24 protein-coding genes and 2 pseudogenes are annotated in these 25,689 nt (G+C 70.6%); 12 read left to right on the top strand and 14 right to left on the bottom strand.

What is annotated here, in order from left to right; genetic code table 11:
* Nucleotides 1-17: 17 nt before the first annotated feature.
* Entirely contained in the window at nucleotides 18-1,034 is a 1,017-nt protein-coding gene (locus tag ACZ4U1_RS13930) for a zinc-dependent alcohol dehydrogenase family protein (RefSeq protein WP_467903048.1), read from the bottom strand.
* Between the two features lie 262 nt (nucleotides 1,035-1,296).
* Here ACZ4U1_RS13930 and ACZ4U1_RS13925 point away from each other — a divergent pair.
* A pseudogene (locus ACZ4U1_RS13925) lies at nucleotides 1,297-1,884 on the top strand (helix-turn-helix transcriptional regulator); the annotation flags it as partial.
* A 209-nt stretch (nucleotides 1,885-2,093) separates the two neighbouring features.
* Here ACZ4U1_RS13925 and ACZ4U1_RS13920 read toward each other — a convergent pair.
* The 5 genes from ACZ4U1_RS13920 to ACZ4U1_RS13900 all read right to left on the bottom strand — a co-directional run bounded on the left by ACZ4U1_RS13920 (nucleotide 2,094) and on the right by ACZ4U1_RS13900 (nucleotide 5,775).
* Complete coding sequence (locus tag ACZ4U1_RS13920) at nucleotides 2,094-2,819, bottom strand: SDR family NAD(P)-dependent oxidoreductase (RefSeq protein ID WP_467903046.1); 726 nt, start codon at nucleotides 2,817-2,819, stop codon at nucleotides 2,094-2,096.
* Nucleotides 2,820-3,025: 206 nt separating this feature from the next.
* The gene (locus ACZ4U1_RS13915; RefSeq protein ID WP_467903045.1) at nucleotides 3,026-4,048 is read right to left on the bottom strand and encodes a HEAT repeat domain-containing protein; all 1,023 of its coding nucleotides are present in this window, start codon (nucleotides 4,046-4,048) and stop codon (nucleotides 3,026-3,028) included.
* Nucleotides 4,042-4,767: a HEAT repeat domain-containing protein gene (locus ACZ4U1_RS13910; protein ID WP_467903044.1), complete on the bottom strand. Its 726-nt coding sequence runs from the start codon at nucleotides 4,765-4,767 to the stop codon at nucleotides 4,042-4,044. The genes ACZ4U1_RS13915 and ACZ4U1_RS13910 overlap by 7 nt, the downstream gene beginning before the upstream one ends.
* A 41-nt stretch (nucleotides 4,768-4,808) precedes the next feature.
* The gene (locus ACZ4U1_RS13905) at nucleotides 4,809-5,138 is read right to left on the bottom strand and encodes a branched-chain amino acid transporter permease (RefSeq protein WP_467903043.1); all 330 of its coding nucleotides are present in this window, start codon (nucleotides 5,136-5,138) and stop codon (nucleotides 4,809-4,811) included.
* Nucleotides 5,131-5,775, bottom strand: coding sequence for an AzlC family ABC transporter permease (locus ACZ4U1_RS13900; RefSeq protein ID WP_467903515.1), 645 nt, complete (start codon nucleotides 5,773-5,775; stop codon nucleotides 5,131-5,133). The genes ACZ4U1_RS13905 and ACZ4U1_RS13900 overlap by 8 nt, the downstream gene beginning before the upstream one ends.
* A gap of 168 nt (nucleotides 5,776-5,943) precedes the next feature.
* On the opposite strand from ACZ4U1_RS13900, the gene ACZ4U1_RS13895 reads away from it, so the two are divergent.
* Nucleotides 5,944-6,402 (top strand): Lrp/AsnC family transcriptional regulator, encoded by a 459-nt coding sequence (locus ACZ4U1_RS13895; protein WP_467903041.1) that lies wholly within the window; start codon nucleotides 5,944-5,946, stop codon nucleotides 6,400-6,402.
* Nucleotides 6,403-6,530: 128 nt separating this feature from the next.
* Here the strand turns inward: ACZ4U1_RS13895 and ACZ4U1_RS13890 are convergent, their stop codons facing one another.
* Nucleotides 6,531-7,277, bottom strand: coding sequence for a dienelactone hydrolase family protein (locus ACZ4U1_RS13890; RefSeq protein ID WP_467903040.1), 747 nt, complete (start codon nucleotides 7,275-7,277; stop codon nucleotides 6,531-6,533).
* A 431-nt stretch (nucleotides 7,278-7,708) separates the two neighbouring features.
* Between ACZ4U1_RS13890 and ACZ4U1_RS13885 the strand changes: the two genes are divergently transcribed.
* The 3 genes from ACZ4U1_RS13885 (at nucleotide 7,709) to ACZ4U1_RS13875 (ending at nucleotide 11,885) form a co-directional block, all read left to right on the top strand.
* Complete coding sequence (locus tag ACZ4U1_RS13885; protein WP_467903039.1) at nucleotides 7,709-9,907, top strand: MMPL family transporter; 2,199 nt, start codon at nucleotides 7,709-7,711, stop codon at nucleotides 9,905-9,907.
* Nucleotides 9,908-9,997: 90 nt separating this feature from the next.
* Complete coding sequence (locus tag ACZ4U1_RS13880; protein ID WP_467903037.1) at nucleotides 9,998-11,197, top strand: sensor histidine kinase; 1,200 nt, start codon at nucleotides 9,998-10,000, stop codon at nucleotides 11,195-11,197.
* Nucleotides 11,198-11,207: 10 nt separating this feature from the next.
* Nucleotides 11,208-11,885, top strand: coding sequence for a response regulator (locus ACZ4U1_RS13875; RefSeq protein ID WP_467903035.1), 678 nt, complete (start codon nucleotides 11,208-11,210; stop codon nucleotides 11,883-11,885).
* Nucleotides 11,886-11,924: 39 nt separating this feature from the next.
* Here ACZ4U1_RS13875 and ACZ4U1_RS13870 read toward each other — a convergent pair whose 3' ends face one another.
* Nucleotides 11,925-12,488, bottom strand: a complete 564-nt coding sequence (locus tag ACZ4U1_RS13870; protein WP_467903033.1) for a hypothetical protein — start codon at nucleotides 12,486-12,488, stop codon at nucleotides 11,925-11,927.
* A 113-nt stretch (nucleotides 12,489-12,601) separates the two neighbouring features.
* Between ACZ4U1_RS13870 and ACZ4U1_RS13865 the strand changes: the two are divergent.
* Together ACZ4U1_RS13865 and ACZ4U1_RS13860 are read left to right on the top strand one after the other, a co-directional pair.
* Nucleotides 12,602-13,307: pseudogene (locus tag ACZ4U1_RS13865) on the top strand (SDR family NAD(P)-dependent oxidoreductase).
* 320 nt (nucleotides 13,308-13,627) lie between these two features.
* The gene (locus ACZ4U1_RS13860) at nucleotides 13,628-14,407 is read left to right on the top strand and encodes a hypothetical protein (protein WP_467903032.1); all 780 of its coding nucleotides are present in this window, start codon (nucleotides 13,628-13,630) and stop codon (nucleotides 14,405-14,407) included.
* A 17-nt stretch (nucleotides 14,408-14,424) separates the two neighbouring features.
* On the opposite strand, the gene ACZ4U1_RS13855 is transcribed toward ACZ4U1_RS13860, so the two are convergent.
* Nucleotides 14,425-14,856 carry a VOC family protein gene (locus ACZ4U1_RS13855; RefSeq protein ID WP_467903030.1) on the bottom strand — a complete coding sequence of 144 codons (432 nt, stop codon included), beginning with the start codon at nucleotides 14,854-14,856 and terminating at the stop codon, nucleotides 14,425-14,427.
* Nucleotides 14,857-14,950: 94 nt separating this feature from the next.
* Here ACZ4U1_RS13855 and ACZ4U1_RS13850 point away from each other — a divergent pair, with 94 nt between their 5' ends.
* Both ACZ4U1_RS13850 and ACZ4U1_RS13845 read left to right on the top strand, forming a co-directional pair.
* Nucleotides 14,951-15,601 carry a GntR family transcriptional regulator gene (locus ACZ4U1_RS13850; protein WP_467903513.1) on the top strand — a complete coding sequence of 217 codons (651 nt, stop codon included), beginning with the start codon at nucleotides 14,951-14,953 and terminating at the stop codon, nucleotides 15,599-15,601.
* Between the two features lie 149 nt (nucleotides 15,602-15,750).
* Entirely contained in the window at nucleotides 15,751-17,295 is a 1,545-nt protein-coding gene (locus tag ACZ4U1_RS13845) for a hypothetical protein (protein WP_467903029.1), read from the top strand.
* A 54-nt stretch (nucleotides 17,296-17,349) separates the two neighbouring features.
* Here the strand turns inward: ACZ4U1_RS13845 and ACZ4U1_RS13840 are convergent, their stop codons facing one another.
* The 3 genes from ACZ4U1_RS13840 to ACZ4U1_RS13830 form a co-directional block, all read right to left on the bottom strand.
* Complete coding sequence (locus ACZ4U1_RS13840; RefSeq protein ID WP_467903027.1) at nucleotides 17,350-17,907, bottom strand: pyridoxamine 5'-phosphate oxidase family protein; 558 nt, start codon at nucleotides 17,905-17,907, stop codon at nucleotides 17,350-17,352.
* Nucleotides 17,908-17,979: 72 nt separating this feature from the next.
* Entirely contained in the window at nucleotides 17,980-19,116 is a 1,137-nt protein-coding gene (locus ACZ4U1_RS13835; RefSeq protein ID WP_467903025.1) for a sensor histidine kinase, read from the bottom strand.
* Nucleotides 19,109-19,804, bottom strand: a complete 696-nt coding sequence (locus tag ACZ4U1_RS13830) for a response regulator transcription factor (RefSeq protein ID WP_467903024.1) — start codon at nucleotides 19,802-19,804, stop codon at nucleotides 19,109-19,111. Before ACZ4U1_RS13830 ends, ACZ4U1_RS13835 begins: the two co-directional genes overlap by 8 nt.
* Nucleotides 19,805-20,059: 255 nt before the next feature.
* Here ACZ4U1_RS13830 and ACZ4U1_RS13825 point away from each other — a divergent pair, with 255 nt between their 5' ends.
* A complete protein-coding gene (locus ACZ4U1_RS13825; protein WP_467903023.1) occupies nucleotides 20,060-21,055 on the top strand; it encodes an endonuclease/exonuclease/phosphatase family protein in 996 nt (331 codons plus the stop codon).
* Nucleotides 21,056-21,108: 53 nt separating this feature from the next.
* Here ACZ4U1_RS13825 and ACZ4U1_RS13820 read toward each other — a convergent pair whose 3' ends face one another.
* Together ACZ4U1_RS13820 and ACZ4U1_RS13815 are read right to left on the bottom strand one after the other, a co-directional pair.
* Entirely contained in the window at nucleotides 21,109-21,588 is a 480-nt protein-coding gene (locus ACZ4U1_RS13820; RefSeq protein WP_467903021.1) for a DUF3592 domain-containing protein, read from the bottom strand.
* A gap of 35 nt (nucleotides 21,589-21,623) precedes the next feature.
* Complete coding sequence (locus tag ACZ4U1_RS13815; RefSeq protein ID WP_467903020.1) at nucleotides 21,624-22,301, bottom strand: ribonuclease FAU-1 family protein; 678 nt, start codon at nucleotides 22,299-22,301, stop codon at nucleotides 21,624-21,626.
* A gap of 153 nt (nucleotides 22,302-22,454) precedes the next feature.
* On the opposite strand from ACZ4U1_RS13815, the gene ACZ4U1_RS13810 reads away from it, so the two are divergent.
* A complete protein-coding gene (locus tag ACZ4U1_RS13810) occupies nucleotides 22,455-23,696 on the top strand; it encodes a PP2C family protein-serine/threonine phosphatase (RefSeq protein WP_467903018.1) in 1,242 nt (413 codons plus the stop codon).
* A 251-nt stretch (nucleotides 23,697-23,947) separates the two neighbouring features.
* A complete protein-coding gene (locus tag ACZ4U1_RS13805) occupies nucleotides 23,948-25,648 on the top strand; it encodes a hypothetical protein (RefSeq protein ID WP_467903017.1) in 1,701 nt (566 codons plus the stop codon).
* Nucleotides 25,649-25,689: the final 41 nt, after the last annotated feature.

The raw sequence follows: 25,689 nt of genomic DNA, 5'->3' as shown, positions 1-25,689 counted from the left end.
TCGGCTGCGCTGTGGGATCAAGGCTTGAGGAGGGTCTTGATGGCGCGGCGCTCGTCCATGGCCCGGTAGCCCTCGGCGACCTGCTCCAGCGGCAGGGTGAGGTCGAAGACCTTGCCGGGGTTGATGCGGCCGGTCAGGACGCGGTCGATCAGGTCGGGCAGGTAGCGGCGCACGGGGGCGGGGCCGCCGCGCAGGCCGACGTGGGAGAAGCACAGTTCCTGGCCGTCGATCTGCACCTCGTGGGGTACGCCGACGAAGCCCACGTTGCCGCCGGGACGCGCGGAGTGCAGGGCCTGCCGCATGGCCTGGGCGGTGCCGACGCACTCCAGGACGGAGTCGGCGCCGATGCCGCCGGTCAGCTCCTTGATCCGGGCGATGCCCTCGTCGCCGCGCTCGGTGACGAGGTCGGTGGCGCCGAACTCCCGGGCGAGCTGCCGGCGGGTCTCGTGGCGGCTCATGACGATGATCCGTTCCGCGCCCATCTCCTTCGCGGCGATCACCGCGCACAGGCCGACCGCTCCGTCACCGACGACCACGGCGGTGGAGCCGGGCCTGACCTCGGCGGCGTCGGCGGCGTACCAGCCGGTGCCCATGACGTCGGAGACGGCCAGCAGGCCGGGCCAGAACTCCTCGCCCGGCACCTCCTCGGTGGCGACCAGCGTGCCCTGGGCGTTCGGGATACGGACGTACTCGGCCTGGCAGGTGCTCATGAACTCGCGGTTCAGGCAGTTGGACTGCCATCCGCCCCGGCAGTTGGCGCAGGTGTTGTCCGAGGTCGCGAACGAGCCGACGACGAACTGGCCGGGCCTGACCGAGGTGACCTCAGCCCCGACCTCCTCGACGAAGCCGACGTACTCGTGGCCCATCGGGTGCGCCTCGTCGGTCGCGTCCAGGCCACGCCAGGGCCACAGGTCGGAGCCGCACACACAGGTGACGGCCGTGCGGATGATCGCATCCGTCGGTTTGACGATCTTCGGGTCGTCCAGGGTCTCGAAGCGCACATCGCCGGGGGCGTGGATCACTGCTCCGCGCATGGGGGGAAGTCCTTCCGGTTTGCTGAAGGGGCGGGGCCGGGGGCCTCGGGCAGCCGGCCGTATGCAGGTACGGGTCGGGGGCGGGCAAGGGTGCCGCTGTCCTTCGCACGCTGCCGGCCGGGTATCCGTCGGCACGGCGGCGCCGCCCAGGGGAGTGCCTCCGCTCCAGGTAACCGCGCATCCCGTCGGCTAGCGAGTTACCAGCGAAAGGTGTACTGCCAGTACATCCCTCCCGCGGCGGGCAGGCCGTACGGTCGGAGGTATGGACAACCGTGAGGAGGTCCGCGAGTTCCTCACCTCGCGGCGAGCGAAGATCACCCCGGAGCAGGCCGGCCTGCCTGCCGGGTCCCGGCGGCGCGTGCCGGGGCTGCGCAGGAGCGAGGTCGCCGCGCTGGCCGACATGAGCGTGGAGTACTACGCGAAACTGGAACGGGGCAACCTGGCCGGCGCCTCCCCCGCCGTCCTCGAAGCCGTCGCCCGCGCCCTGCAACTGGACGACACCGAACGCGCCCACCTCCTGCACCTGGCCCAGGCCGCCGACGGCACCGACGCCCTCACCCGCCCCCGGCGCCGCACCACCACCCGGCAGTGGACCCCGCACCGCAGCCTGCAATGGACCCTCGACGCGATCACGGCGGGGCCCGCGGTCGTGTGCAACGGCCGCATGGACATCCTGGCCGCCAACCCGCTCGCCCGCGCCTTCTACGTCGACCTGTTCGCCAACGTGGACAACCAGCAGAAGCTGGCCCGCCTCAACTTCCTCGACCCGGCCTCCCGCCGGTTCTACCCCGACTGGGAGCTGTTCGGGGACATGGCGGTGGCCATCCTGCGCCGTGAGGCCGGCCGCGATACCTGGCTCCCCCTCAGAAGAGGGACTGCGCCTGCTCGCCTCCCTGGCCGCCACCGAAGACACCGACCCGGCAGCGCAGCGTCCCACCGCCTGAGACCGCCGCGCACACCGGTGCCGGCATCAGGCTGCTGCGGACCGACTGCCCTCAAGCGCGCTGTTGCCCCGCCCCAACTGAGCGCGTCTCACGCCGGACAGGCTTCGCTGCTTGGTCAGAGCGCCGTACCCGTCTCCTGTGCCAGTGCCTGCACGAGACGGTCCTGGAACGCCTCGTCGTGGACCGCGCGATGCGGCTGGAGTCGCTCGCGGTGGTACCAGTACCCGCCGGTGGTCAGGGCCTCGGGTTCGTCGCTGGAGGCGAGCCACTCCTGCGTCTGGTGGCCGAGTTCGAGGTCGTCCGGGGCGTTCGGTCCGCCCATCTTGGTCGGTACCCAGCCCGGGTCCACGGCGTTGCTCAGCACATCGGGGCGCAGGCGGGCCACCGCGGCCGCGAGCGTCGTGACGAACAGCTTGCTGTCGGCGTACGAGCCCGCCCTCCGCCCCTGCCAGTCGACCCCGTCGAGCGAGGGCCGCCCGCTGAAGTGCGAGCCGCTGCTGAGGTACACCAGGCGCCGCGGGCCGCGGAGCAGGGCCGTGAGCAGGTACGGGGCGATGATGTTGACCGGCATGACCGCCGGGCCGCTCCAGACGCCGGCGTTGTGGATGACCGCGTCGAGGGGTGCGGCGTCGTTCAGCTCGGCGGCGATGCGCCGTACGGCGTCACGGTCCGTGAAGTCGCCGACCACGAGGTGCGCCCCACGGTCGACCTGCGGGTCGAGGGCCGCGGCGCGCTCCTGGCTGCGGGCGTGCACCACGACCTCGTGCCCGGCGGACAGCAGCGCATCGGCCGCGGCACGTCCAAGGCCGTCGGCGGAACCGGTCACCAGGATCCGACTCACGGTCGCACCGCCTCTCGTACACACGTTGTCCGGGAAGACGCCACCGCCGGAACGGTGAGGGCCGCTTTGGCACCGTGCATGACTGTACCTCGCACGGGAGTCTGTCCGTCCGTTTACGCCGGTCCCCTGGGCTCGGTGCCGGAGTGCCGGACCTGTGTGCGGACAGGCTGCCCGGGGCAGGAGCCCGGTGGCTCCTCCCCCGGTGCTCAGGGCGCGAAGACCTGCCCCTTGTCGAGAATTCCGAGGAAGGCCGACGCTACGAGGGCGACAGCGCGGTCCTCGTCGTGGGTGAGTTGGCGCAGGACCTCCTTCGCCGTGCTCCCCGGCAGCTCGACCAGGGCCTGGGTCAGCCGTATCCGCGTCGCCGAGTCCGCGGTGGACGCTGCGAGTTCCTCGGCCAGTGCGCTGGTGATCCGGTCCGCGCACCCAGGGTCCTGGGACAGCGTTCCCAGGATTTCCGCCGCGTCGACGTCGTTGGAGCCCTCTACCACCATGCCGACGAGTGTCGGCACAGCCGCGGTGACGCCGCGCCTGCCCAACGCCAGAGCGGCCTGCCCGCGCACCGTCGGGTCCGGGTCCCCGAGCGCGTCCGCAAGCGCCGCGGTCGCACCCGGGGCCTCGGCCATCTCGGCGATCGCCATCACCGCCCGCCGCCGGATGTCGACGTGCTCCGACCGCATCCCGGCGGCCAGAGCCGCCACGCCGTCGCCGCCCGACCGGGCGAGCGCCCAGCGCAGGGCGCCCGCCACGTTGGGGTCGGACTCGGCCAGAACCGCTCCCGCCAGCAGTTCGGCGGGAACCGGCACGCCCTCGGGCCGGGCCAGTACGGCCTGCTGCCTGCGCGCCGGACTGGTCGAGTTGAGGCCCTGCATGAGTTCGACGATGCGCAGGACGTCCTGCCAGCCGGTGGGCTCGGACGCATCGACGGCGCGGAGCCGCTCCAGCAGCTCCTGTTCCCGCCGCACACGGTCCTCCGTCCACCGGATGAGGTCGCTGACCAGGCCGGACGGTGTGAAGTCCGGGTCCTCCAGGGCGCGCCCGATCTGCTTGAGCGAGAGCCCGAGGGACCGCAGGCTCTCCACGTGGAAGATTCTGCGGACGTCCTCGGCGGAGTACTCGCGGTAGCCGCCGACGGTGCGACCGGTGGGCCGCGCCAGCCCGAGGGCGTCGTAGTGCCGGAGCATCCGCGTGCTCACCCCGGAGTGCCGGGCCACCTCGCCGATCAGCAATCCACGGCCTCCGTAGCGTTCGTGGCGTTGGCCGCGGCAGCGGCTTCTTCCGGGCCGAGTACGACGACTCGCTTCGCCTCCTCGACCGCCGCGTCGAAACCGGCCTCCGGGTTCTGCCGGAGCAGCTCGGTGGCACGAGCGTGCGCGGCCACCACCGGGTCGGGACTCACCGCGGCCTTCTCCAAGGCGGGCTCGGTCACGTCGCCGAGGTCCACGAGGGCCCGGCTCAGGCTCAGCCGCATATCGCGGTCGCCGCGCCCGAGTTGCCCGACCAGTTCATCGACCAGGTCCGTCTTCTCGTCCTCGGGCACGAGGACGACCGCGACGCGCCAGGCGGTCCGCGCCACCTCGTCGTCGGCGTCGCGCAGCATGTCGCGCCTGATCCACGCCCATGCTCTCTTGTCACCGATTTTCGAGAGCGTGTGCAACGCCTGACTGCGGGCCTGAGTGCGCTCGGAGTCGAGTTCCCGGCGGATCCGGGGCAGGGTGATCTCCGGTGAGAGGCGGGTCAGCGCCCAGGACAGCATGTCTCGCACGAAGAAGTCCGGCTCGACCGCGCACCGCTCGACCAGTGTCTCCAGGAAACCGGGGCGGGGGTTCGAACCGACCGCCAGGGCCGCCTGAAGCCGGACCGAGGAGTCCTTGGCGCTGAGGGCGTTGGCCACGCGGGTGTTCTGCGGGGTTCCGTTTGTCGTGTGGATCGGGACCACCTCCTGCACCCAGGGCACACCTTATCAACGTGTCAAGGTCAAGCCCGGCTTCAGCGGGCGAAGACCGTGCCGGCCAGGATGACGTGGACGGTCGTGCCGCCGATGATGCTCAGCAGCGCGTTGCGGCGCCACAGGTGCAGGCCGACGGTGACGGTCAGGGCTGCCGCCGGGGCGAGAGCGCGGGTGTGGGTGAGTGGGAGGTCGCGCAGGCAGTAGGCGAGGAGGATCACCATGAGGCCGGCGGGCATGCGCGTGCTGAGGTACTGAACGGTCGTACTGGCGCGCAGGGGTGTGAGGGCGGCGAAGGGCAGGGCGCGCAGGGCGAAGGTGACGGCGGCGGCGACGAGGACGGCGGCGATGGCGTAGTACGTCTCAGGCATGGCTCGGCTTCCTGCCGGTGGCGAGGTGGCGGGTGAGGAGGGCGGCGGTGAACAGGGTGAAGTCGGCCAGGAGCATCTCGTCCGGGAAGAGGAGCCGGGCGGCCACGGCGCTGAGCAGGGCCAGGGCGGGGGTGGGCAGGTCGCCGCGCAGCTCCCGGACGGCGTCGAGGGCGAGGACGGTGAACATGGCGGTGAGCGCGAAGTCCAGGCCGGTGACGCTGTGGGGGATCAGGGAGCCGAGCAGGGCTCCGGCGGTGGCGCTGCAGGCCCAGTACAGGTGCAGGAAGAGCTGCAGCCACAGGATGCGCCGGCTGGGCCAGGAGCGGGCCTGCTCGGCGGTGGTCAGCGCGAATACCTCGTCGGACAGGGTGTAGGTGCTGTACGTCTTGCCGAGGCGGCCGGTCACCCGGTGCAGGGGGAAGGACAGCGCGTAGAAGACGTGGCGGACGTTCACCATGAACGCGGAGGCGGCGATCGCCGCCAGCGGGGCGGCGGCGGTGACCATGCCGATGAGCAGGAACTCGAACGAGCCGCCGTAGATGACCGCCGCGGACAGTCCCGCCCACCACCAGGGCAGACCCGACTGCACCACCAGCGCCCCCAAGGCCAGGCCGAGCGGGACGAAGCCCAGGCCCACGCCGGCGGAGTGCTTCAACGCCGCGCGTGCTTCGGACCGGGGAGGGGACGGAGGGATGGGCGCGGGCCGAGACCGGCCCCCGGTGACGACGGGGCTTATGTCCATGACGAAATTTTAGAAAGAATCCCGCCTTATATGGTTGCGACCTAGGACTCTAGGATCGGCGGTATGGGCAATGAAATTACTCTCGACGCCGTCGATCGAGAAATTTTGTTTCAGCTGCGTCAGGACGGCCGGCTGACCAACGTGGAGCTGGCCAAACGGGTCGGCCTGACGCCACCGCCGTGCCTGCGCCGAGTCAAGCGGCTGGAAGAGGCGGGCGTGATCGCCGGGTACCGGGCCGTCATCGACCCGCAGGCGCTCGGCCGCGGGCTGGAAGTCCTCATCGACGTGGAACTCCATGCCCAGGACCGCCAGACAGTCGAGGAGTTCGAGGCCACCGTGGCCTCCTATGAGGAGGTCGTCGAGTTCCGCCGCATGTACGGCCGACCCGACTATTTCATCCGCGTCGCTGTCGCCGACCATGCCGCCTACGAGGCCTTCCTCATGGACAAACTCAAGGGCCTGCCCGCCGGCATCCGCCTCGAATCCCGCCTGACCATGAAGGAGATCAAGACCAACCCCTGATCGCAGCCCTGCGACCTCAGCCGGCGCGGCCCGAGTGCTCGGGCATGACTCCTCGATCGGTGAGGGCGGGCCCAGCCCGCCCTCACACCAACGTCAGGTTCGGTTTCCGGGCCTTCCGGGCCGGAGCCTCAGCTGCCGGCCAGGGTGCGGTCGAGGAGGGGGAGCAGGCGGTCCCAGTGGAGCTGTAGTGCGGCGGGGTTGAAGGCGTCGGTGTCGGACATGGTGAAGCCGTGGATGGTGCCGGGGTAGATCTCGGAGGTGTAGTCGACACCCGCGGCGTCCAGGGCCCGGTTGAGCACGCCGAGGGCCTCGGGCGTCATGTCGCCCTCGGCGTGGCCGAGGTGGACCTGGGCGGTGAGCTTGGAGAGGAGGCGGTGCAGGCTGTCGGGCCCGTCGGCGCCCATGGGGCCGTGGAATGCGGCGACGGCGGCCACCTGTCCGGGGTGGGCCGCGGCGGTGCGCATCGCCAGGAGGCCGCCTATGCAGTAGCCCGTCACCGCGACCGGTCCGGCGCCGACCTCGGGCTGGTTGGTGAGGAACCCGAGGTAGGCGTCGGCGTCGCGCAGGACACGTTCGGTGGTGTGCGCCTCGATCAAAGGCATCAGCTGAGCGAAGACCGCGGGCCGGGCCTCTTCTCCGATGTGCTCGGGAAGTTCGATCACCGGTGCCGGGCCGTGCCGGTAGAAGAGGTTGGGGACGAGCACGTAGTACCCGTGCCCGGCCAGTTCGCGGGCCATCTTCCGCAGCACGGGCCGGATACCGAAGCCGTCCGCGTACATCAGCACCCCTGGGTGCCGCTCGCCGTCATCGGGGAAGGCGGCGAAGGCGTCGGCCTGGCCGTCCGCGGTGGGAATCCGCAGGGTCTTGGTGGGCATGAATGCTCCTGTCGTGGTCGATGTGTCGAGCCTGTGATCAACACGACGGAGGCGGAGCCCGCGCAGCAGCGCAGGACCCTCTGTCCAACACCGGGCCCACACCGGCCCGTACGGCACTCAGAAGAGCACCGGGTCACCAATCCGTGTGTGGCGCAATGCCGTCCCGGTCATCATCCCCACAACATAGACGACCGAACAGAGCCGAAGCCATTAACACCCCCACTCCGCAAGCGGGTTCGCCTCTTCGGTGCCCAGCCCGTGGGCGACGGAGACCTCCTGTCGGGCCCTCCGGCGCCGACGGTCTACTGCGATCGCAGTAGACCCAGGTGTCTGCGCGCGGCCAATGACGAGAGAGCAGGTGACTGCGAGCGTGAGGGTGGGCCGGAACCGCCGGCCCGGCTCGTGTGGCGTACCCCTCGAAAGGCTCGTCGATGTCCCCTCTCGCCCGCTGGTGCCACAGGCACCGGCTCGCCGTCGTCCTGGCCTGGGTGGGCCTGCTGATCGCCCTCGGTGCCGTGGTCGGCGCGGCCGGCAGCGACTTCGGCAACAGCCCGACCTCGCAGAACACCGACTCCGCCAAGGCCACGGCCCTGCTGCAGAAGGCCGCCAGCAGCACGGCGGGCAAGAGCGGCCGGGTCGTCTGGCAGGTCGAGGGCGGCGAGGTCACCGACGCCGCCGCCGAGCAGCCGATGGCCGACGCCGTGCGGAAGATCGGGAACGCTCCGGGCGTCGCCTCCGTGAGCAGCCCCTTCACGGCGGTGGGCAAGAGCCAGATCAGCAAGGACGGTACGACGGCCTACGCCACCGTCGCGTTCGAGCAGGGCGTCAGCGACACCCAGATCGACCATGTGAGGCAACTTGCCACGGGGCCCGAGTCGGCGAACCTGCACATCGCGCTGAACGGACAGGCGTTCACCGTCAGCCCCGAGCCGAACCCGGTCGCCGACGCCATGGGCATCGTCCTCGCCTTCGTGGTGCTGCTGTTCGTCTTCCGGGCGGTGTGGGTGGCAGCGCTGCCGATCATCACGGCCATCGCCGGCGTCGGCACCTCCGCGATCGCGGTGATGCTGCTCAGCCATGTCATCACGCTCTCCGACACCACGCTGACCCTCGGCTCCCTGATCGGTCTCGGCGTGGGCATCGACTACGCGCTGTTCATCGTCAACCGGCACCTCGGCAACCTGTCGGCGGGGATGAGCGTCGGCGAGTCGATCAGCAAGTCCCTCAACACCTCCGGCCGGGCCGTGGTCTTCGCCGGGCTGACCGTCGTGGTCGCCCTGCTCGGCATGCTCACCCTGAACGTCGGCATCATCAACGGCATGGCCATCGGCGCGGCCGTCACTGTCGTACTGACCGTGCTGGCCGCCGTCACCCTGCTGCCGGCGATGCTCGGGCTGATCGGCCCGCGGGTCCTCGGCCGCCGCCGGCGCCGTGCCCTCTCCGGTGACCAGGCGCGGACCGCCTTCGAGCCCACGGCGGGTCTGTGGGGCCGGTGGGCCGGGCGGGTCCAGGCGCGGCCGAAGACGTTCGGTCTGGTCGCCCTCGTCGTCCTGGCGGCGCTCGCCCTGCCGACGCCGACCCTGCGCCTGGGCGCGTCCGACGACGGCAACCTTCCGACGACCTCGACGAACCGCCAGGCGTACGACATGATCGCGCAGGGCTTCGGGCCCGGCTTCAACGGTCCGCTCGTCCTCGCCGTCGAGGCGCCCACCGCCGCCGACAGGGCGGCCGAGGCCGAGCTGGCCACCGCGATCGGGCAGGTCGACGGTGTCGCGGGGGTCAGCGCCGCCCCCATGAAGGACGGCCAGAACGTCGGTGTGATCTCCGTCGTGCCGACGACGTCCCCGCAGTCCGCGGCGACCTCCGACCTGATCGACCACTTGCGCTCCGACGTGATCCCGCAGGCCGAGCAGGGCACCTCGATGAAGGTCTACGTCGGCGGCCCCACCGCCGGCAACGACGACTTCGCGTCCGTGCTGATGGGCAAGCTGCCGGTGTTCGTGCTGGTGATCGCCGTACTCGGCTTCCTACTGCTCACGGTCGCCTTCCGCAGCCTGCTCATCCCCGCCGTCGGCGCACTGCTGAACGTCCTCAGCATCGGCGTGGCGTTCGGCGCGATCGTCGTCGTCTTCCAGTACGGCTTCGGGGCCTCGCTCCTCGGCCTGGGCGCCGCCGGACCGATCGAGTCGTTCGTGCCCATCCTCGTCGTAGGCATCATGTTCGGCCTGTCGATGGACTACCAGGTGTTCCTGGTCAGCCGGATGCGCGAGGAATGGGCCCACACCGGGGACAACCGCCGTGCCGTCCGGGTCGGGCAGGCGGAGACCGGCAGGGTGATCGCCGTCGCGGCCACCATCATGGTCTGTGTCTTCGGGTCGTTCGTGTTCGGCGGCATGCGGGTGATCTCCGAGTTCGGCGTGAGCCTGGCGGTGGCGGTGGCCCTCGACGCCCTGCTGATCCGCATGGTCGTCGTACCGGCGCTCATGCACCTGTGCGGCCGTTCCAACTGGTGGTTGCCCCGCTCGCTGGACCGGGCGCTTCCCCGGGTGTCGGTGGAGGGGCCGGTCCAGGAGCCGCAGCAGGGGACGGGCCCCGGTCGTGAGCCGGAGCCGGCCGGGATGAGCCGCTGACGCACCGGCCCGGAGCAGGGGCCGGGCCGCGGAAGGCGCACCGCCACGCCCGGCCCGGGCCGCGCCGTATGTGTGCTGCATAGTGAAGGAATGCAGGTGACCGCCGTGTTTCGGCATTGGCCGGCCCGTCACGGGCGAGTGCGGGACACGCTCCCGGCCGTGCTGGTGATCCTTGTCGCGGTGGCGGCGAGTGCCGTCGGGCAGGGAGGCACCGGATGGCATGCGCCGAAAATGGGCGGCGTCGCCTGGACGGCACTGGCCTGCGCGCCCCTCGTCCTCCGCAGCCGGTGGCCGCTGCCCGTCGTCCTCGTCACGCTGGCCGTGGACCTCGCGCACATGGTCCGCATACCGGACTTCTCCCTGTCTCCGGCGGCAAGTCTGGTGGCCCTCTACACACTCGCCACCCGCGGGAGCCGGCGCACCGCGTGGGTCGCCGGTGTCATCGCCTCCCTCGCGATCACGGCCGTCTACGCCTTCGCCCACTCGGTGTCACCGCTCGCGGGCGAGGCGCTGCTCCGGTTCGACCTCGCGATCGCGGCCACGGCCCTGGGCGATGTCGTCCGCAGTCGCCGCGTGCGCCTCGCCGAGGCCGAGGCCCGGGCGGAACGCGCCGAGCAGACCCGCGAGGCGGAGGCCCGCCGCCGGGTCACCGAGGAGCGTGTCCGTATCGCGCGTGAACTCCACGACGTCATCGCCCACCACATCACCCTGGTCAACGCCCAGGCCGGAGTGGCCCACCACCTGCTGCGCACCGATCCGGAACTGGCTCATCAGGCGCTCGCCCACATCAAGGACAACAGCCGCACCGCACTCGACGAACTACGCGCCACCGTCGGGCTGCTGCGCCAGCCCGACGACGCGCCGGACTCCCGGTCCCCCCTTCCCGGACTGGCCGACATCGACTCCCTGGTCGGCAATCTCCGAGCGGGCGGCATGGCTGTGGACCTGGAGCGCACCGGCCTGCCCCGGCCTGTGGCACCCGCCACCGAGCTGACGGCCTACCGCATCATCCAGGAGGCGCTCACCAACACCCACAAGCACGCCTCGGCCAACCATGTCGAGGTGACACTGGACTACGGGGCCGACACCCTGCGGATCACCGTCACTGACGACGGACTCCCCGGCCCGGCCGAGGGCCCCGGCACCGGTCACGGCCTGATCGGCATGCGCGAACGCGCCACCGCCGTCGGAGGGACCGTCACCGCGGGCCCCCGGCCGGAGGGCGGCTTCCGGGTCCACGCGGAACTCCCCCTCGTACTCACGCCGAAGACCTGGAACCCCTCGTTGTGAAAGGCTCCCGATGACCATTCGCGTCCTGCTCGCCGACGACCAGGCCCTCCTCCGCGGAACCTTCCGGCTGCTCATCGACGCGCAGCCGGACATGGAGGTCGTCGCCGAGGCGTCCAACGGTCGCGAGGCGGCCGAGCTGGCCCGGTCCGAGCGGGCCGATGTCGTGGTGATGGACATCCGCATGCCCGACGTCGACGGCATCGAGGGCACCCGGCTCATCGGCCAGGACGAGGACCTGGCCGGAGTGAAGGTGCTCGTCCTCACCACCTTCGAGATGGACGAGTTCGTCGTCCAGGCACTGCGGGCCGGCGCGAGCGGCTTCCTCGGCAAAGGCGTCGAACCGGCCCAGCTCCTCGACGCCATCCGCCTCGTCGCGGCCGACGAGGCCCTGCTCTCGCCCACCGCGACCAAAGGACTGATCGCCCGCTTCCTCGCCCAGCCCTCACCGAGCGAACTCACGGATCCACGGCGGCTGGCCACCCTCACCCCGCGCGAGCGCGAGGTCATGACTCTCGTCGCCACCGGCCTGTCCAACGACGAGATCGCCGAACGCCTCTTCGTCACCCCGGTCACCGTCAAGACCCACGCCAACCGCGCCATGGCCAAACTCGGCGCCCGGGACCGCGCCCAACTCGTCGTCATCGCCTACGAGACCGGCCTCGTACGCGCCGGAGAGGCCCAGATCTAGGCGCGTCTTGCCGTCCGGCCGGCGGCCCTCCGGTGCCTCTCACTCGTCGCATCCCGCGATGTCGTCCTCGCAGCCCTCCACGTCGGCGGGGGCGACCGTGTTGAGCCGCCACAGCACGAGGCCCTGGGAGTGCCGGCCCGCGGCGGGGATACGGGCGGTGAAGCGGCTGCCGGCGGGGATGTTGAACTGATCGGCCTCACGGTCGCCGCACGTCACTTCCCACTCGCTTTCCGCGCCGCCCCGCGCGAGGGTCAGCGTCAGCGTGCGGTGGTCGGGTGCCTGGCAGGCGATGTCGAGGGTGTGGGGCCGGTTCTCCTTCGGGGTGAAGGTCTTTCCCCATCCCTCGGCGAGGTTCTCCGTCCCCTCGTCGACCCGTGAGGCGCCGTCGGTTTCCACGGCGTTCAGGGCGCGGGTGGCGCGTCGCACGGCGTCTTCCTGGGGTGCCTTGCCGTCCCAGGAGGGGGCCGCAGTGGCGGTGGCCGGGACCGAGGTCGTGGTGCCGGGTTCGGTCGCCGTCTCCCGGTTCTGCTGCTCCGCGCAGCCGCCCGTCAGGGCGGTTGCGGCGACGATGAGAGCGAGGGCGAGGCTCTGGCGTGCAGGCATGGGACTCCAGTCGGTGGAAGGGGGCGCCGCCGTGAAGTCCATGACGCTCACGCATACTACCGAGGCTGAACTTTCGTTGGGCTCATGGCAACGGGGTTCCTGGCGTGGCAGGCATGCACGCATCCCGCATCGCCCTCGTCACGGGCGCCAACCAGGGACTCGGCCGCGCTCTCGTGGAAGGACTGGCGGCCCGCATGAACCCGGACGACCTGGTCCTGCTCACCGGCCGCAGCCATCGGCGCGTGACGGACGCCGCCCGCGAGGTCGGCCGGCTGCCCGGTACCCGTGCCCGCGTGCAGGGACGGGTTCTGGACGTCACCGACCCCGACGTCATCGCTCACCTCGCGGAGGACCTCCGCGTCCGGCACGGCGGTGCCGACGTCGTCATCTCCAACGCGGTCGCCCGTGTGCTGCCCGAAGAGTCGCAGGCCGAGCGGGCCGACGAGTTCATCGACGTCTCCAACACCGCCACGCACGCGATCCTGCGCTCCTTCGGTCCCGTGCTGCGCCCAGGCGGCCGGTTGCTCGTCGTGGCCAGCAGCCTGGGTCGCCGCGGAACGCCGCGCGCACGACCTCGCCACCGGGACTCTGATCGCTGCCGTGTGCCCGGGCATGGTCGACACCGCGACCTCGCGTCCCTGGTTCAGCGACTACAGCCAGGCCCAGTCGCCGGCCCAGGCTGCCGCGGCCGTGCTCGACCTGGTCTTCGCCGACCACGTCGATCCCGTCCTGTACGGTGAGTTGGTCCGCTTCGGCAGGGTTCTGGACTGGCACGACGGCACACCTCCGGTGGAACAGGACCGGATGCTCACACCCTGAAACGCCCAGGGTCGCCGCCGTACGGTGGCCATCGGCGCCTCCTGCGGCCTCGGGGCCGAGACGGCTCGCGCCCTGGCCGGCTGATCACGGAACGGTCGGGTCTGCCCATATCCGTCGGGGCCCTCAAGGGAGTGGAGTCCTGGCAACGACTGGACCGTCTCCGTTGGACCGTCGAGCGCACCATGGCCGGGCTCGCCGGCTGTCGCCGCCTCCACCGACGCTAGGTGGTGCCGCTTCGACGGAGGATGGGGGACGAGAGCGGGTCTGCGTGGTGAAGTGTGGGCCTCTGACAACTCCGACAGCAGGGAGCGTTTCTTCCGATGACCACACAGCCCGCACGCCGTGAGCGCAGCGGTCCCGAGACCGCCTCGGTCATGGGTGTCTCGCCGTTCAAGCCTTCTCTCGTCAAAGCGGTGTTCAGGGACGTGACCTCGATGCACGTCTCTCGGTCGGCCGCGTGGGCCGCCGCGTCGGTGACGCGGACAGTGCTGACGGAGATCATCGACGGCGCGAGGAGAGCGGCGGCGGAGGAGGCCCGGAAGAAGCTGGTTCCCGGTGACCTTCTCTCGGCGATCGACCGGAACGTCGAACTCGAGGTGGGGAGCAAGTGGTACGACCACAGCCCGACGTTTCACGGCCTGACCGGTGTCCTGTACGACGCCGAGGGTGTCATCGTGCCGTCTCGTAAGCGCAGCAGATCCCGCAAACCGAGTGCCGTGGTCGGCGCCCACAGGTTCGAGGCTGGGGTCAGGAAGCTGCTGCGGAGCCAGGGGGCTACGGCCGTCCCGGCGATGGTCCGCGACCTGGACGGAATCGCGAGCGTGTTCCTGACGGACCTCGCCCGGGACGCGGCCATGGTCGTCCGCGAGGGCGGGGCCCAACGTGTCGGCACGGTCACCCCGGTGATGTCGGGCGAACCGGCCCCACCCCCGTTCCTCAAGGATTCCCTCCAAATCCCGTCCACCCGCAGGGGGGACGGGCGGACCATCGGCAGGGATGACATCCTGGCCGCCACCACGATGCAGTTGTTCGGCGGCAACCTCAGGCAGCGAGCCCTCACCGAAGCACGCGAGGCGAGACAGAACACTTCGGCCGGCTGAGCGGGACGGGCCGTCGGTCAGGCGGCGAAGACCTGCGCGTCGTCGGCGAACGCCTTGAACTCCAGGGCGTTACCCGCCGGGTCGAGGAGGAACATCGTCCACTGCTCGCCCGTCTGCCCCTGGAAACGGACGTAGGGCTCGATGACGAACTCGGTGCCCGCTGCGCGCAGCCGGTCGGCGAGCTTGTGGAACTCGGCGATCGTGAGGATCAGTCCGAAGTGCGGTACGGGGACGTCGTGTCCGTCGACCGGGTTGTGTATGCGCCGGCCGCGCTCGGGGACGAGGTGTGTGACGAACTGGTGGCCGTGCAGGTTCCAGTCCACCCACGTGTCCGCGCTGCGGCCTTGCTCCAGGCCCAGTACGTCGCCGTAGAACCGGCGGGCGGCAGCCAGGTCGTCGACCGGCATGGCCAGGTGGAAGCGCGGGATCGGCGAATCGAGAACGGTCATGGCAACCCCTTGTCTTAATGTTGACATTCCGACAACGGGTGAATGTTAACGTCAGGACATCGGGGAGGTGGGGCAGTTGAGCGAACGGGGTCGTGTGGCTCCGGCCCGGCGCCGCGGCTTGGCCGAGGAGGTCGCGGACCACATCCGGGAGGCCATCTTCGACGGGACGTACGCCCCCGGCGCGCAACTGCGCGAGGTGGAGCTGTCCGGTGACATGGACGTCAGTCGGGGCCCGGTCCGCGAAGCTCTCCGCCTGCTGGAGCGCGAGGGCCTGGTCCACTGCGCCTGGCACCGTGGTACGACGGTGACCACGCTGTCCGCCCAGGACGTGGAGGAGTTGGACAGTCTGCGCGGTGCGCTGGAGGACCTGGCCGTCCGCCAGGTGATCTCGCGCGCCTCGGACGAGGACCTCGCCTCCCTCGCGAAGACGGCCGAGATGATGGAGCGGGCCGTGGACGCGCATGACATGGTGCGCTGTGACATCGCCTTCCACGACGTGGTGTTCGCCGCCGCCGGCCACCAGCGCCTCACCGACGCGTGGAACGGCATCCGCTGCCAGGTCCACCTGTTCCTGCTGACCCGGATCGGGCACAGCACGGAGGACTACCTGGCCCGCGTTCCGCGCGAACACCAGCGGCTCGTCGCCGCGTTGCGCGCCCGGGACACCGACACCGCCCTCGACCTCTTCGCCGTACACCGACGCCTCGCCGTGGACGTGGTCAGGGGTACCGCACAGCCGGGCTGAGCCGCGCGCCAGGGATGGCGAGGCGCGTGGTGACGGGGCGGCGGCAAGCCGTCTGCGCGTTGTTCACCGGTCGTACAACCTTTCGTTTCCTGTTCGTGTCACTTCTGCGGAGTCATCCGACTCCCCAGATTCACACGTGGGGACAACACATGCGTATCCGTGCCTCCAGCGCCGTCGTGGGCGGCGCTCTGGCCTTGTCCGCTTTCGCCGTACCGGCCGCGCAGGCCTCCGGTGAGGGCGACACCCAGATCACCACAGTGGTGGTGGACGGCGACAACATGGTCGCCATCGGCACCTCGGCGGTCACCTTCGACGTCAGCGTGACCGCCACGGACGACTCGGGCATCAAGGGTGCCGACGCGTTCTACCTGCACGGCCCCGGCAACGGGCACGCCTCGACCGACAAGCCCACCTGCACCCAGGTCGACGCCACCACCTCGACCTGCACCGCCTCGGTGACGATCGACCCGAAGACGGACCACCTCACCAACGCCCATGCCGGTACCTGGTACGTGGACGCGCGGGTCGACGCCGATGACGGCGACCACAGCGAAAAGGAGCAGGCCGGCTTCTTCTACTTCCAGCGCGCAGCCAAGGTCTCCGTCACCGATGCTTCCCCGGAACCGGTGAAGAAGGGCCGGACCATCACCATCACGGGCGTCATCACCCGCGTCAACTGGGAGACGCTGAAGTACGAGGGCTACCACTCGCCGGACGTGGTGCCCCAGTTCCGCAGGAAGGGCGGCAGCACCTACTCCCCGCTGCAGACCGTCAGGGCGGACGCCAAGGGCAACCTGAAGGCCACCACCACCGCCTCGCTCGACGGCTACTTCCGCTTCTACTTCAGGGGCGCTTCGACCACCTCCCCGGCCAGCGGAGCCGGCGATTTCGTCGACGTGCTCGGTACGACGGCACCCGCCCCGACCGACGCCGTGAAGGGCACTGCCCATGCCCTGGACGTCACCTTCTACAACACCGAGATCAACGGCGGAAAGAACATCGTCGTCGGCACGAGCGCGCCGAAGAAGGCAACCGTCACGTTCACGCTGAAGCACGGGGCGGACGTCGACATCCACGCCTCCGACTTCGTCGTCGGTCTGGAGCTGTACCGCGGCAACTCGCCCGACGAGGCGATCGCACTCCTCGCCGACGCCAAACCGGCCTGCACGGACTCCCCCACCTCCCCCGCGACCCTCGCGACGTGCACGGCCACCGTCACGGCCGACCCGGCCCAACTGCGCAACGACATGGCCGGCATCTGGAAGACCGGGATCTACGCCCTCGCCTTCAACGGCCAGGACACCGACGCCCCGCAGGACCCGAGCAAGATCGGGCTCGCGAAGCGGGACAGCGCCAAGGACTTCCTGCTCCAGCGCTTCACCAAGCTGACCGCCGACGCCGCGCCCGAGCCGGTGAAGAAGGGCAAGACGGTCACGGTCACCGGCCTGATCACCCGCGCCAGCTGGGACGACGGCAAGTACCACGGCTTCTCCTCCGGCACGCCCGCGAAGCTGCAGTACCGTGAGAAGACAGAGAACTCCTACACCACGCTGAAGTTCACCAGTCCGGTCGACGACGGCCAGGTGAAGACGACGACCACCGCCACCCACGACGGCTACTACCGCCTCACCTACCCGGGCAACTGGATCACCCCGGACGTCACCTCCTCAGGTGACTACGTAGACGTGCGGTAAGCCGCATCGGTCCGGCCCCGGGGGAGCTGCCTCTCCCAGGGGCCGTGCTGTCGTTCAGAACGTCCACCGCGTATGCGTGTACACCCCGTCGTTCCGGCCGAAGCCGTACGCCGTGGCCGGGGCCACCGCGAACACCACCGCGTCCCCTCTCCGGAACGCGTCCCCGATCCCGTGGAACGTGCCCTCGGGCGACGTGATGTGCGGCCCGTACTTCGCCTCGTACGCCGCGATCACCTTCTCCAGGACCGCCGGGTCGGCGACGGGCTCCGCCGTGCCCTCGACCACCAGGTCGAGCCCTCGGGTCAGTGAGTTTCCCCCGGTGGTCAGCGCGCAGTGGGCGTCGTGGGCGAGGTTCCTCGCCTTCTGCTCACCCGGGCCGGTGGCGAAGTACAGCACCCCGTCGTGCCAGGTGGCGATGACGGGGGTGACGTGCAGCCGGCCGTCCGGCCGCACCGTGGAGACCCAGAAGATCTCGGCTGCCTCAAGCTGTCGCTGGGCCTCGGTCCACTCGGTGGCGGTGGCGTCCGCGGCGCCCGGGCGGGGGTTGGTCGCGGAGCTGTAGCGGGCGTCGAACTCGGTCCTGGGCTGAGTCGCGGGGCCTTGTGTCGCCATAGCGGATGTCCCTTTCTCTCCTGAAGAGACCTGCAGCTCCCTCCGACATCATCGCCCCAGAGCCGCGTGGGCTCACGTTTTCAGCTTGAGGCAGCTGAGATCCTCTTCGCTGCGGAGCCTCGCGGGCAGTTCCACAGTGATGCGGAGCCCGCCGGCGGCGCGCGGGATGAGGGTGAGTGTTCCGTCGTGTGCGTGGGTGATGGTCTTGACGATCGCCAGGCCGAGGCCGACGCCCGCGTGGTCGGTGCGGACGCGTTCGGTGCCTCGCTGGAACGGTTCGGTGAGTGTCGAGGCCAGCTGTGGGGTGAGCCTCTCGCCGGTGTTTTCGACGGTGAGCACCACGGTCTCGGGGCGGACGCTGGTGTCGACCCACACCGTGCCCTGTTCCGGCAGGTTGTGGACGATCGCGTTGTGCACGAGGTTCGTGGTCAGCTGCAGCAGGAGCGCCTGCGAGCCGCTCGTGGGGGCGATGTCGCCGGAGGTCTCGAGGGTGACGCCGCGCTTTTCCGCGAGGGGGAGGAGGGTTTCGGTGGCTTCGTCCGCCACGAGGGACAAGTCGACGGGTTCTCGGGGGAAGGACCGCTGCTCGGCGCGGCTGAGCAGGAGCAGTGCCTCGGTGAGGTCGATCGCTCGGGTGTTGACGGCGTGGAGACGGTCGATGAGTTCGCCGGTGGCGCGGCCCGGATCGGTGCGGGCCACGTCGAGGAGCGCCTTCGAGATCGCGAGCGGGGTGCGCAACTCGTGAGAGGCGTTGGCTGCGAATCTCTGCTGTTCGGCGACGTGTGTTTCGATCCGCCCGAGCATCGTGTCGAAGGCGTCGGCGAGTTCGCGGAACTCGTCTTTGCGGCCCGGTAGCCGGATTCGGTGGGAGAACGATCCGTTCGCGGTGATGCGTGTGGCATCGGTGATGCGGGTCAGGGGGGCGAGCATACGGCCGGCGAGGATCCATCCCGCCAGGAGACCGAACATCAGTAGGAACGCCAGTACTGCGGCCGCTCTCGGGGCGAAGACGTCCAGGAGGGCGGACCGGACGGGAAAGACACCGTTCGTGGGCTTCTCATCGGGGTTGATGAGCATCGCGCGGTCGGGGACGTAACGCAGGAGGAAAACCCACACCGCCGCGAGCAGCAGGACGCCGGCCAGCATGAGGAATCCGGCGTAGCTGAGGGTGAGTTTGAGACGAACACTCATACCAGGGGCTCTATCCACGCTCGACTCCCTCGTCTCCGGCCCCCGGCCGCGCGTCGATGCGGTAGCCGGCACCCGGCACGGTGGCGATGATCCAGGGTTCCCCGAGACGCTTGCGCAGTGCCGAGACGGTGATGCGCACGGCGTTGGTGAACGGGTCGGCGTTCTCGTCCCACGCGCGTTCCAGGAGTTCCTCGGCGCTGACGACACCGCCTTCCGCGGCGACGAGGACTTCGAGCACGGCGAACTGCTTCCGGGTCAGCGCGACGTAGCGGCCGTCCCGGTGGACCTCCCGGCGGAACGGGTCCAGCCGCAGCCCTGCGATCTCGCGCACGGGGGGCCTGTTGTGGACACGCCTGCGGTCGAGTGCTCTGAGCCTGAGCACGAGTTCCCGGAGTTCGAAGGGTTTGGTGAGGTAGTCGTCCGCGCCGAGTCCGAAACCGGAGGCCTTGTCGTCGAGACGGTCGGCGGCGGTGAGCATGAGAATCGGCATGCCGCTGCCGGAGACGACGATGTGTCGGGCGATCTCGTCACCGGAAGGACCGGGAATGTCGCGGTCGAGTACGGCGATGTCGTAGGTGTTGGTGCCCAGCAGTTCCAGCGCGGTGTCGCCGTCACCTGCGATGTCGGCCGCGATCGCTTCCAGCCGTAGGCCGTCGCGGATGGCTTCCGCCATATACGGTTCGTCCTCGACGATCAACACACGCATGCTCTCGATGCTACGAGCCGGCCCATATCGTCGGCGTATCGAAAAACACATACGTGCGGGCAACACCATGCTGCCTTGACTGGCGGCATGCGCCGAACCCCACCATCAGCACGAACAACCACCCACCGGATTCGCCGACTCCGTACCTTCTTCGCAAGGCGGTCCCCACGTACGGGAACGAACTGCACCCCCAAGCGGTCGACGACGGCTGCCCTCGTCTGCACGCCGACCCCGCCCAGGACCGGAAGCGCACGCATGCGCCGGGTGATACGGGCCGTCTCCCGGCCGGGCCCCTGGAGGCGCGGCCGGGTGCTCGCGGCGCCGGCGCTGCTGCTCGGCCTGACCCTGCTGCTGCACGCGCAGATCACGGACCGCGGGGGCCTCGGCAGCCTGGTGGAGACCTTCCTGCCATGGTTCGGCCTGTTCATCCCCGTCCTGCTGGCCGGGGCGCTGTGGCGTCGCTCCGCCTCCGCGGTGGCCGTGCTGCTGCTGCCGGCCGTGGTGTGGCTGAACCTCTTCGGCGGGCTGCTCCGCGACAAGTCCCACCCGGGCGGCGACCTCACCGTGGCCGAGCACAATGTCGGCGACGCCAATCCCGACCCGGTCGGCACCGCCCGGGACCTGGCCGCCTCCGGGGCGGACCTGCTGGCCCTGGTGGAATTGACCCCGCAGGCCCGGGGCACGTACGAGAAGGAGCTGGCGAAGACGTACCCGTACCACACGGTGCGGGGCACGGTCGGGCTGTGGAGCAAGCTGCCCCTGTCGGACACCCGGCCGGTCGACACCAAGATGGACTACGGGCCGCTGGCGGACACCAAGCCGGTCGACATCAAGATGGTCTACACCCGGGCGCTGCGCACCACGGTGGCCACGGACCGGGGTCCCCTGGCGGTCTATGTGGCCCACCTGGGATCCGTACGGCTGATGCCCCAAAGGGGCTTCTGGACGGACAGCCGGGACCGTGGCGCGCAGGCGCTCGGCGAGGCCGTCGCCCCCGAGCGGAACGAGCGGGTGGTGCTGCTCGGCGACCTGAACGGCACCATGGACGACCGCGCGCTCACGGGCATCACCGCGCAGCTGCGCTCGGCTCAGGGGGAGGCCGGGAACGGCTTCGGCTTCACCTGGCCGGCGAAGTTCCCGGTGGCGCGGATCGACCAGATCCTGGTCCGCGGCGTGACGCCGGAGAGCTCCTGGGTGCTGCCGGCCACCGGCAGCGACCACCTGCCGGTGGCGGCCGGCATCAGCTGGTGACGGCGTAAGGGCTCGGGTAGCGGTGCAACGGCGGTTCCGCACCCGGGTGTGGGTCAGAGGGCCCGGGACCGTCCCCGCGTCGCCAGAGCGACACCTGTGCCGATCCCCGCCATCAGCAGCCCGATCCCACCGAAGATCAGCGGCAGCAGCCACAACGAGGCGAACCCGTTGATCCGCGCGTCCTCGGGGGAATCCGCGCGGTAGAGCACCTCGACCCGCTCGCCCACCTCGTACGACGGCGGATTGGAACCCGTGGAGTTCCGGAACTTCCGCGGTGTGCCGTGGGCCGGCGTGAACGCCACCACCGGGTACGCCACGGGTCCGTCGTCCACCCGCTTCCTGCCGGACACACGGTCGGGGTCGCCGCGCCACTCCAGGGCCACCACCGTGCCCCGGGTCCGCTCCGCGTCCATCAGGAACGAGACCGACACTCCGGCCAGGATCAGCCCGATGACCAGGAAGAGCGCCCCGAACGCGACCACACCGAACGTGATCCACCGGCGGGCACCCTGCCCACGAACCCGAACCTGCACGACGTCCCTCTCCTCTGTCCCAAGTGAGAGGGACGCTATCCCAGACATCCCGGCTGCCCAGCTCCACCCCTCGGTACGGGCTGCGGGAGACGCGGGATCGGCCAGGCCGGGTTCCACCGCCAGGACGACCACGCGGCGACATCGGCGAACGGGCCGGCACGCTCGTCGAGCATCGCGAGGACCTGGGCGCGGGCGGCGTCCACGGCCTGGTGCTCGGTGTCGGTGACGATGCCGAGCCGTCGCACGTGCGCGTACTCGTCCTCGTCCTTCCACTCCCAGCTGGTCAGATCCGGGGCGACGAGCAGATCCACGGTGAGGTCGAAGGTGTCGAACCCGTCCGGCGTACGGCGGGTGGGGCGCTCGAAGTTCACGTACCAGTTCCGCAGTCCGGCGGCGGTGTAGAAGGCGTTGACGCTGAACCATGCCGTCGGCGGCTTCCACAGCAGCAGCTCGGTCTCCTGCCACACCGCGGCCGCCAGTTCCCACGTGCCGCTCGCCATGGCGTCGAACGCCTCCGTACGCATCGTGCGGTCACCGTCGGCACGGGCCTTGGCATACAGCGCGGGCCAGCGGGCCTCGGCTCCCGGCGAGCACGCGGTCACCAGTGCTTCGCCCGTGTCGGCGACGACGCGCAGCGCGTGCTCGCTCCATACGCGGCCGCCACGGTGGACGTCACGCCGTACGACCGTCTGTCCCGTTTCGAAGCTGCGCACCGCTCCCCCTTCACCCCGCCCGACCGGCAGCCCGCTCAAGCCGCCCCGGGAGAAGCATGCCCAAGGTCCCCTTCACATCCGGCACCGATGCGCCGCTCACGGTCGGGCGCATACTTTCTGTGAGGACACCCGGCGGCGGGACGGGAGCCGCATGTGACCACACCACAGATCGACTACCAGGCGCTGTTCGCCGTGACGCCCAGCCCCTACCTGGTCCTCGACCCCCACCTGGTGGTTGTCGAGGTCAACGAGGCGTACCTGTGCGCGACGGGCCGCACCCGCGACGAGCTGGTCGGCCGGTACATCTTCGACGTCCACCCCGACAACCCGGCGGACCCGGAAGCCGACGGAGTCCGCAATCTGACCGCCTCCCTGCAACGGGTGCTGTGCTCGAAGAAGCCGGACACGATGGCAGTGCAGAAGTACGACGTCCCGGTCTCCGGCCGGCCCGGGGTGTTCCGGGCCAAGTGGTGGTCGCCCATCAACACTCCCGTCCTGGGACCCGACGGGGAGGTCGCGTGGATCATCCACCGCGTGGAGGACATGACCGAGTTCGTACAGACCCGCCCGCTGCGTGCCAGATCGGAGGAACCGGGCGGTGACAGGGCCGCGATGGAAGCCGAGCTGTACTCCCGCGCGCAGGAACTGCAGCGCCTCAACGAGGAACTCCGCGAGGCCCACAACCGGGAACGCCGCACCGCCCTCACCCTCCAGCGGGCCATGCTGCACTCCCCCGACCTGGCCGGGCACCAGGACATCGCCGTGCGCTACATGCCCGCCGCCCGGTCGCTCAACGTCTGCGGCGACTGGTACGACGTGGTGGACCTGACCGAGGACCGCTTCAGCGTCGCGGTCGGTGACGTCGTCGGCCACGGCCTGGAGGCCGCCGCCGTCATGGGCATGCTCCGCAGCACGCTGTCCGCCGCCCTCCGGGCCCTCCACGAACCCGGCACCGCGATGGACGTCGTGAGCCTGTACGCCCGGACCTGCGACGGGGCACTGGCCACGACCGCGGCCCAGGCCGTCATCGACACCCGTCACCGGCGCATCGCCTACACCAGCGCCGGTCACCTGCCACCCGTCCTGTCCCGCCCGGACGGCACCATGGTCCTGCTCGACCAGGCCACCGACCCTCCCCTGGGCGTCCCCCTCGGCCACGCCCCGCGCCCCCAGGCCACGCTCCGCTACGCACCGGACGACACCCTGGTCCTCTACACCGACGGGCTCGTGGAACGCCGCGACGAGGACATCGACGCCGGTCTGCACCGCCTCACCGCCACCCTCGCCCGCCACGCCCGGTCCGACCCCGAGCAGCTGGCCGACACCCTGCTCACCCGTCTCGGCGTGGTGGACGGAGGGCGGGACGACATCGCCTTGATCGTCGTCCGTCTGTAGACCGGGCAGGTCCGGGGCCGGCGAGGCATTCCGCGAGCCGCTGGGTCCCTGGCCCCGGGCCAGGTGCGGAGCACACGACGACCACGGCGGGCCGGGACACCCTCCCGGGGGTTTCCCACAGGAATGCGGCGGGCCCCGCGCCGTACTTCGCTAGGGTCGTCACACCCGCTTCGCCAGGGCCGTGACACCGCCGCCGTCCTACCCCGCCACGGTCACCGGGACAGCCGGCCGTCGGCCTGTGAGGAGTTCGCATGCGCGACTACGACTACGACCTCGGCGGCCACGGCCGGCGCGTGACGACGGCGTCGCCCGAGGCACAGACATGGTTCGACCGCGGCCTGACCTGGACGTACGCCTTCAACCACGAGGAAGCCGTCCGCTGTTTCGAGGCTGCCGCGGCGGCGGATCCCGGCTGCGCCATGGCCGAGTGGGGCCTGGCCTACGCCCTGGGCCCGAACTACAACAAGCCGTGGGAGTTCTTCGACGAGGACGACCTGGAACGGACGGTGGAGCGTGCGCACGCCGCCGTGCGGCGCGCGCAGGCGAAGGCGGCCGGTGCCACGCCGGTCGAGCAGGCCCTCATCGGTGCCCTGCAGGCCCGTTACCCACGGGCCTCGGTGCCGGATGCCGGGGACTGCCCGGTGTGGAACACCGCCTACGCCGACAGCATGCGAGCCGTGCACCGACTGGCCGGCGGCGACCCGGATGTCGCCGCCCTGTACGCCGACGCGCTGATGAACCTCACTCCCTGGCAGCTGTGGGACATCCGCACCGGTCGGCCGGCCCAGGGTGCCCGCACCACCGAGGCCAGGGCCGTGCTGGAACGGGCGATCGCCACGGAGGCGGGCGAGCGGCACCCGGGACTGCTGCACCTGTACATCCACCTGATGGAGATGTCCCCCACGCCCGAGGCCGCCCTGCCGGCCGGTGACCGGCTGCGCGGTCTCGTGCCGGACGCGGGCCACCTGCAGCACATGCCCTCGCACCTGGAGGTGCTGTGCGGCGACTACCGCCGTGTGGTCGGCGACAACACGGCGGCGATCACGGCCGACGAGAAGTTCCACGCCCGGGCCGGGGCGATGAACTTCTACACCCTGTACCGGTGCCACAACTACCACTTCAAGATCTACGGCGCGATGTTCCTCGGCCGCTGCAAGGACGCGCTCGACGCGGCGGGACGGCTGGAGGCGGCCGTGCCCGAGGAACTGCTGCGTGTGGACAGTCCGCCCATGGCCGACTGGCTGGAGGGCTTCCTGGCCATGCGGGTGCACGTGCTCATCCGCTTCGGCCGCTGGGAGGACATCCTGCGCCTCGCGCTGCCCGCCGACGCGGAGCTGTACTGCGTGACGACGGCGATGCTCCGGTACGCGCGCGGGGTCGCGTTCGCCGCCACGGGCCGGATCGGCGAGGCGGAGCGGGAGCGCGAGCTGTTCCGGGGCGCGGCGGCCCGGGTCCCCGGGACACGGATGCTGTTCAACAACACCTGCGCGGACATCCTGGAGATCGCGGCGCACATGCTCGACGGTGAGCTGGAGTACCGCAAGGGCGCGTTCGAGGCGGCGTTCGCGGCGCTGCGCCGGTCGATCGAGCTGGACGACGGTCTTCCGTACGACGAGCCGTGGGGGTGGATGCAACCCACCCGTCACGCCTACGGCGCCCTCCTCCTCGAACAGGGCCGGGTCGAGCAGGCCGAGGCCGTCTACCGCGCCGACCTCGGGCTGGATGACACGCTGCCCCGCCCGCTGCAACACCCGGGCAACGTCTGGGCGTTGCACGGCCTGCACGAGTGCCTCGTACGACTGGGCAGACAGGCGGAGGCACAGCTCGTGGCCCAGCAGTTGAAGTTCGCCGCGGCGATGGCGGACGTGGAGATCGAGGCGTCCTGCTTCTGCCGGCTGCGGACCGCCGGGCACGCGGCGGCACAGGGCGGCTGCTGTGCGGAGGAGGACTGAGCCTGCCGTTCGTCCGGTCCGGGCCGCCGCACACCACCGGC

Source organism: Streptomyces sp. NPDC028928, assembly GCF_055564915.1.
The sequence above is the reverse complement of the archived record's forward strand: the minus strand, read 5'-3'. Positions and strand labels throughout refer to the sequence as shown.

What these genes read in the sequence shown, in the direction of transcription:
- ACZ4U1_RS13930 (WP_467903048.1), bottom strand. Translation starts at nt 1,034, where the DNA reads ATGCGCGGAGCAGTGATCCACGCCCCCGGCGATGTGCGCTTCGAGACC.
- ACZ4U1_RS13905 (WP_467903043.1), bottom strand. Translation starts at nt 5,138, where the DNA reads ATGCCTGAGACGTACTACGCCATCGCCGCCGTCCTCGTCGCCGCCGCC.
- ACZ4U1_RS13895 (WP_467903041.1), top strand. Translation starts at nt 5,944, where the DNA reads ATGGGCAATGAAATTACTCTCGACGCCGTCGATCGAGAAATTTTGTTT.
- ACZ4U1_RS13890 (WP_467903040.1), bottom strand. Translation starts at nt 7,277, where the DNA reads ATGCCCACCAAGACCCTGCGGATTCCCACCGCGGACGGCCAGGCCGAC.
- ACZ4U1_RS13885 (WP_467903039.1), top strand. Translation starts at nt 7,709, where the DNA reads ATGTCCCCTCTCGCCCGCTGGTGCCACAGGCACCGGCTCGCCGTCGTC.
- ACZ4U1_RS13880 (WP_467903037.1), top strand. Translation starts at nt 9,998, where the DNA reads ATGCAGGTGACCGCCGTGTTTCGGCATTGGCCGGCCCGTCACGGGCGA.
- ACZ4U1_RS13875 (WP_467903035.1), top strand. Translation starts at nt 11,208, where the DNA reads ATGACCATTCGCGTCCTGCTCGCCGACGACCAGGCCCTCCTCCGCGGA.
- ACZ4U1_RS13870 (WP_467903033.1), bottom strand. Translation starts at nt 12,488, where the DNA reads ATGCCTGCACGCCAGAGCCTCGCCCTCGCTCTCATCGTCGCCGCAACC.
- ACZ4U1_RS13860 (WP_467903032.1), top strand. Translation starts at nt 13,628, where the DNA reads ATGACCACACAGCCCGCACGCCGTGAGCGCAGCGGTCCCGAGACCGCC.
- ACZ4U1_RS13855 (WP_467903030.1), bottom strand. Translation starts at nt 14,856, where the DNA reads ATGACCGTTCTCGATTCGCCGATCCCGCGCTTCCACCTGGCCATGCCG.
- ACZ4U1_RS13845 (WP_467903029.1), top strand. Translation starts at nt 15,751, where the DNA reads ATGCGTATCCGTGCCTCCAGCGCCGTCGTGGGCGGCGCTCTGGCCTTG.
- ACZ4U1_RS13840 (WP_467903027.1), bottom strand. Translation starts at nt 17,907, where the DNA reads ATGGCGACACAAGGCCCCGCGACTCAGCCCAGGACCGAGTTCGACGCC.
- ACZ4U1_RS13830 (WP_467903024.1), bottom strand. Translation starts at nt 19,804, where the DNA reads ATGCGTGTGTTGATCGTCGAGGACGAACCGTATATGGCGGAAGCCATC.
- ACZ4U1_RS13825 (WP_467903023.1), top strand. Translation starts at nt 20,060, where the DNA reads ATGCGCCGGGTGATACGGGCCGTCTCCCGGCCGGGCCCCTGGAGGCGC.
- ACZ4U1_RS13805 (WP_467903017.1), top strand. Translation starts at nt 23,948, where the DNA reads ATGCGCGACTACGACTACGACCTCGGCGGCCACGGCCGGCGCGTGACG.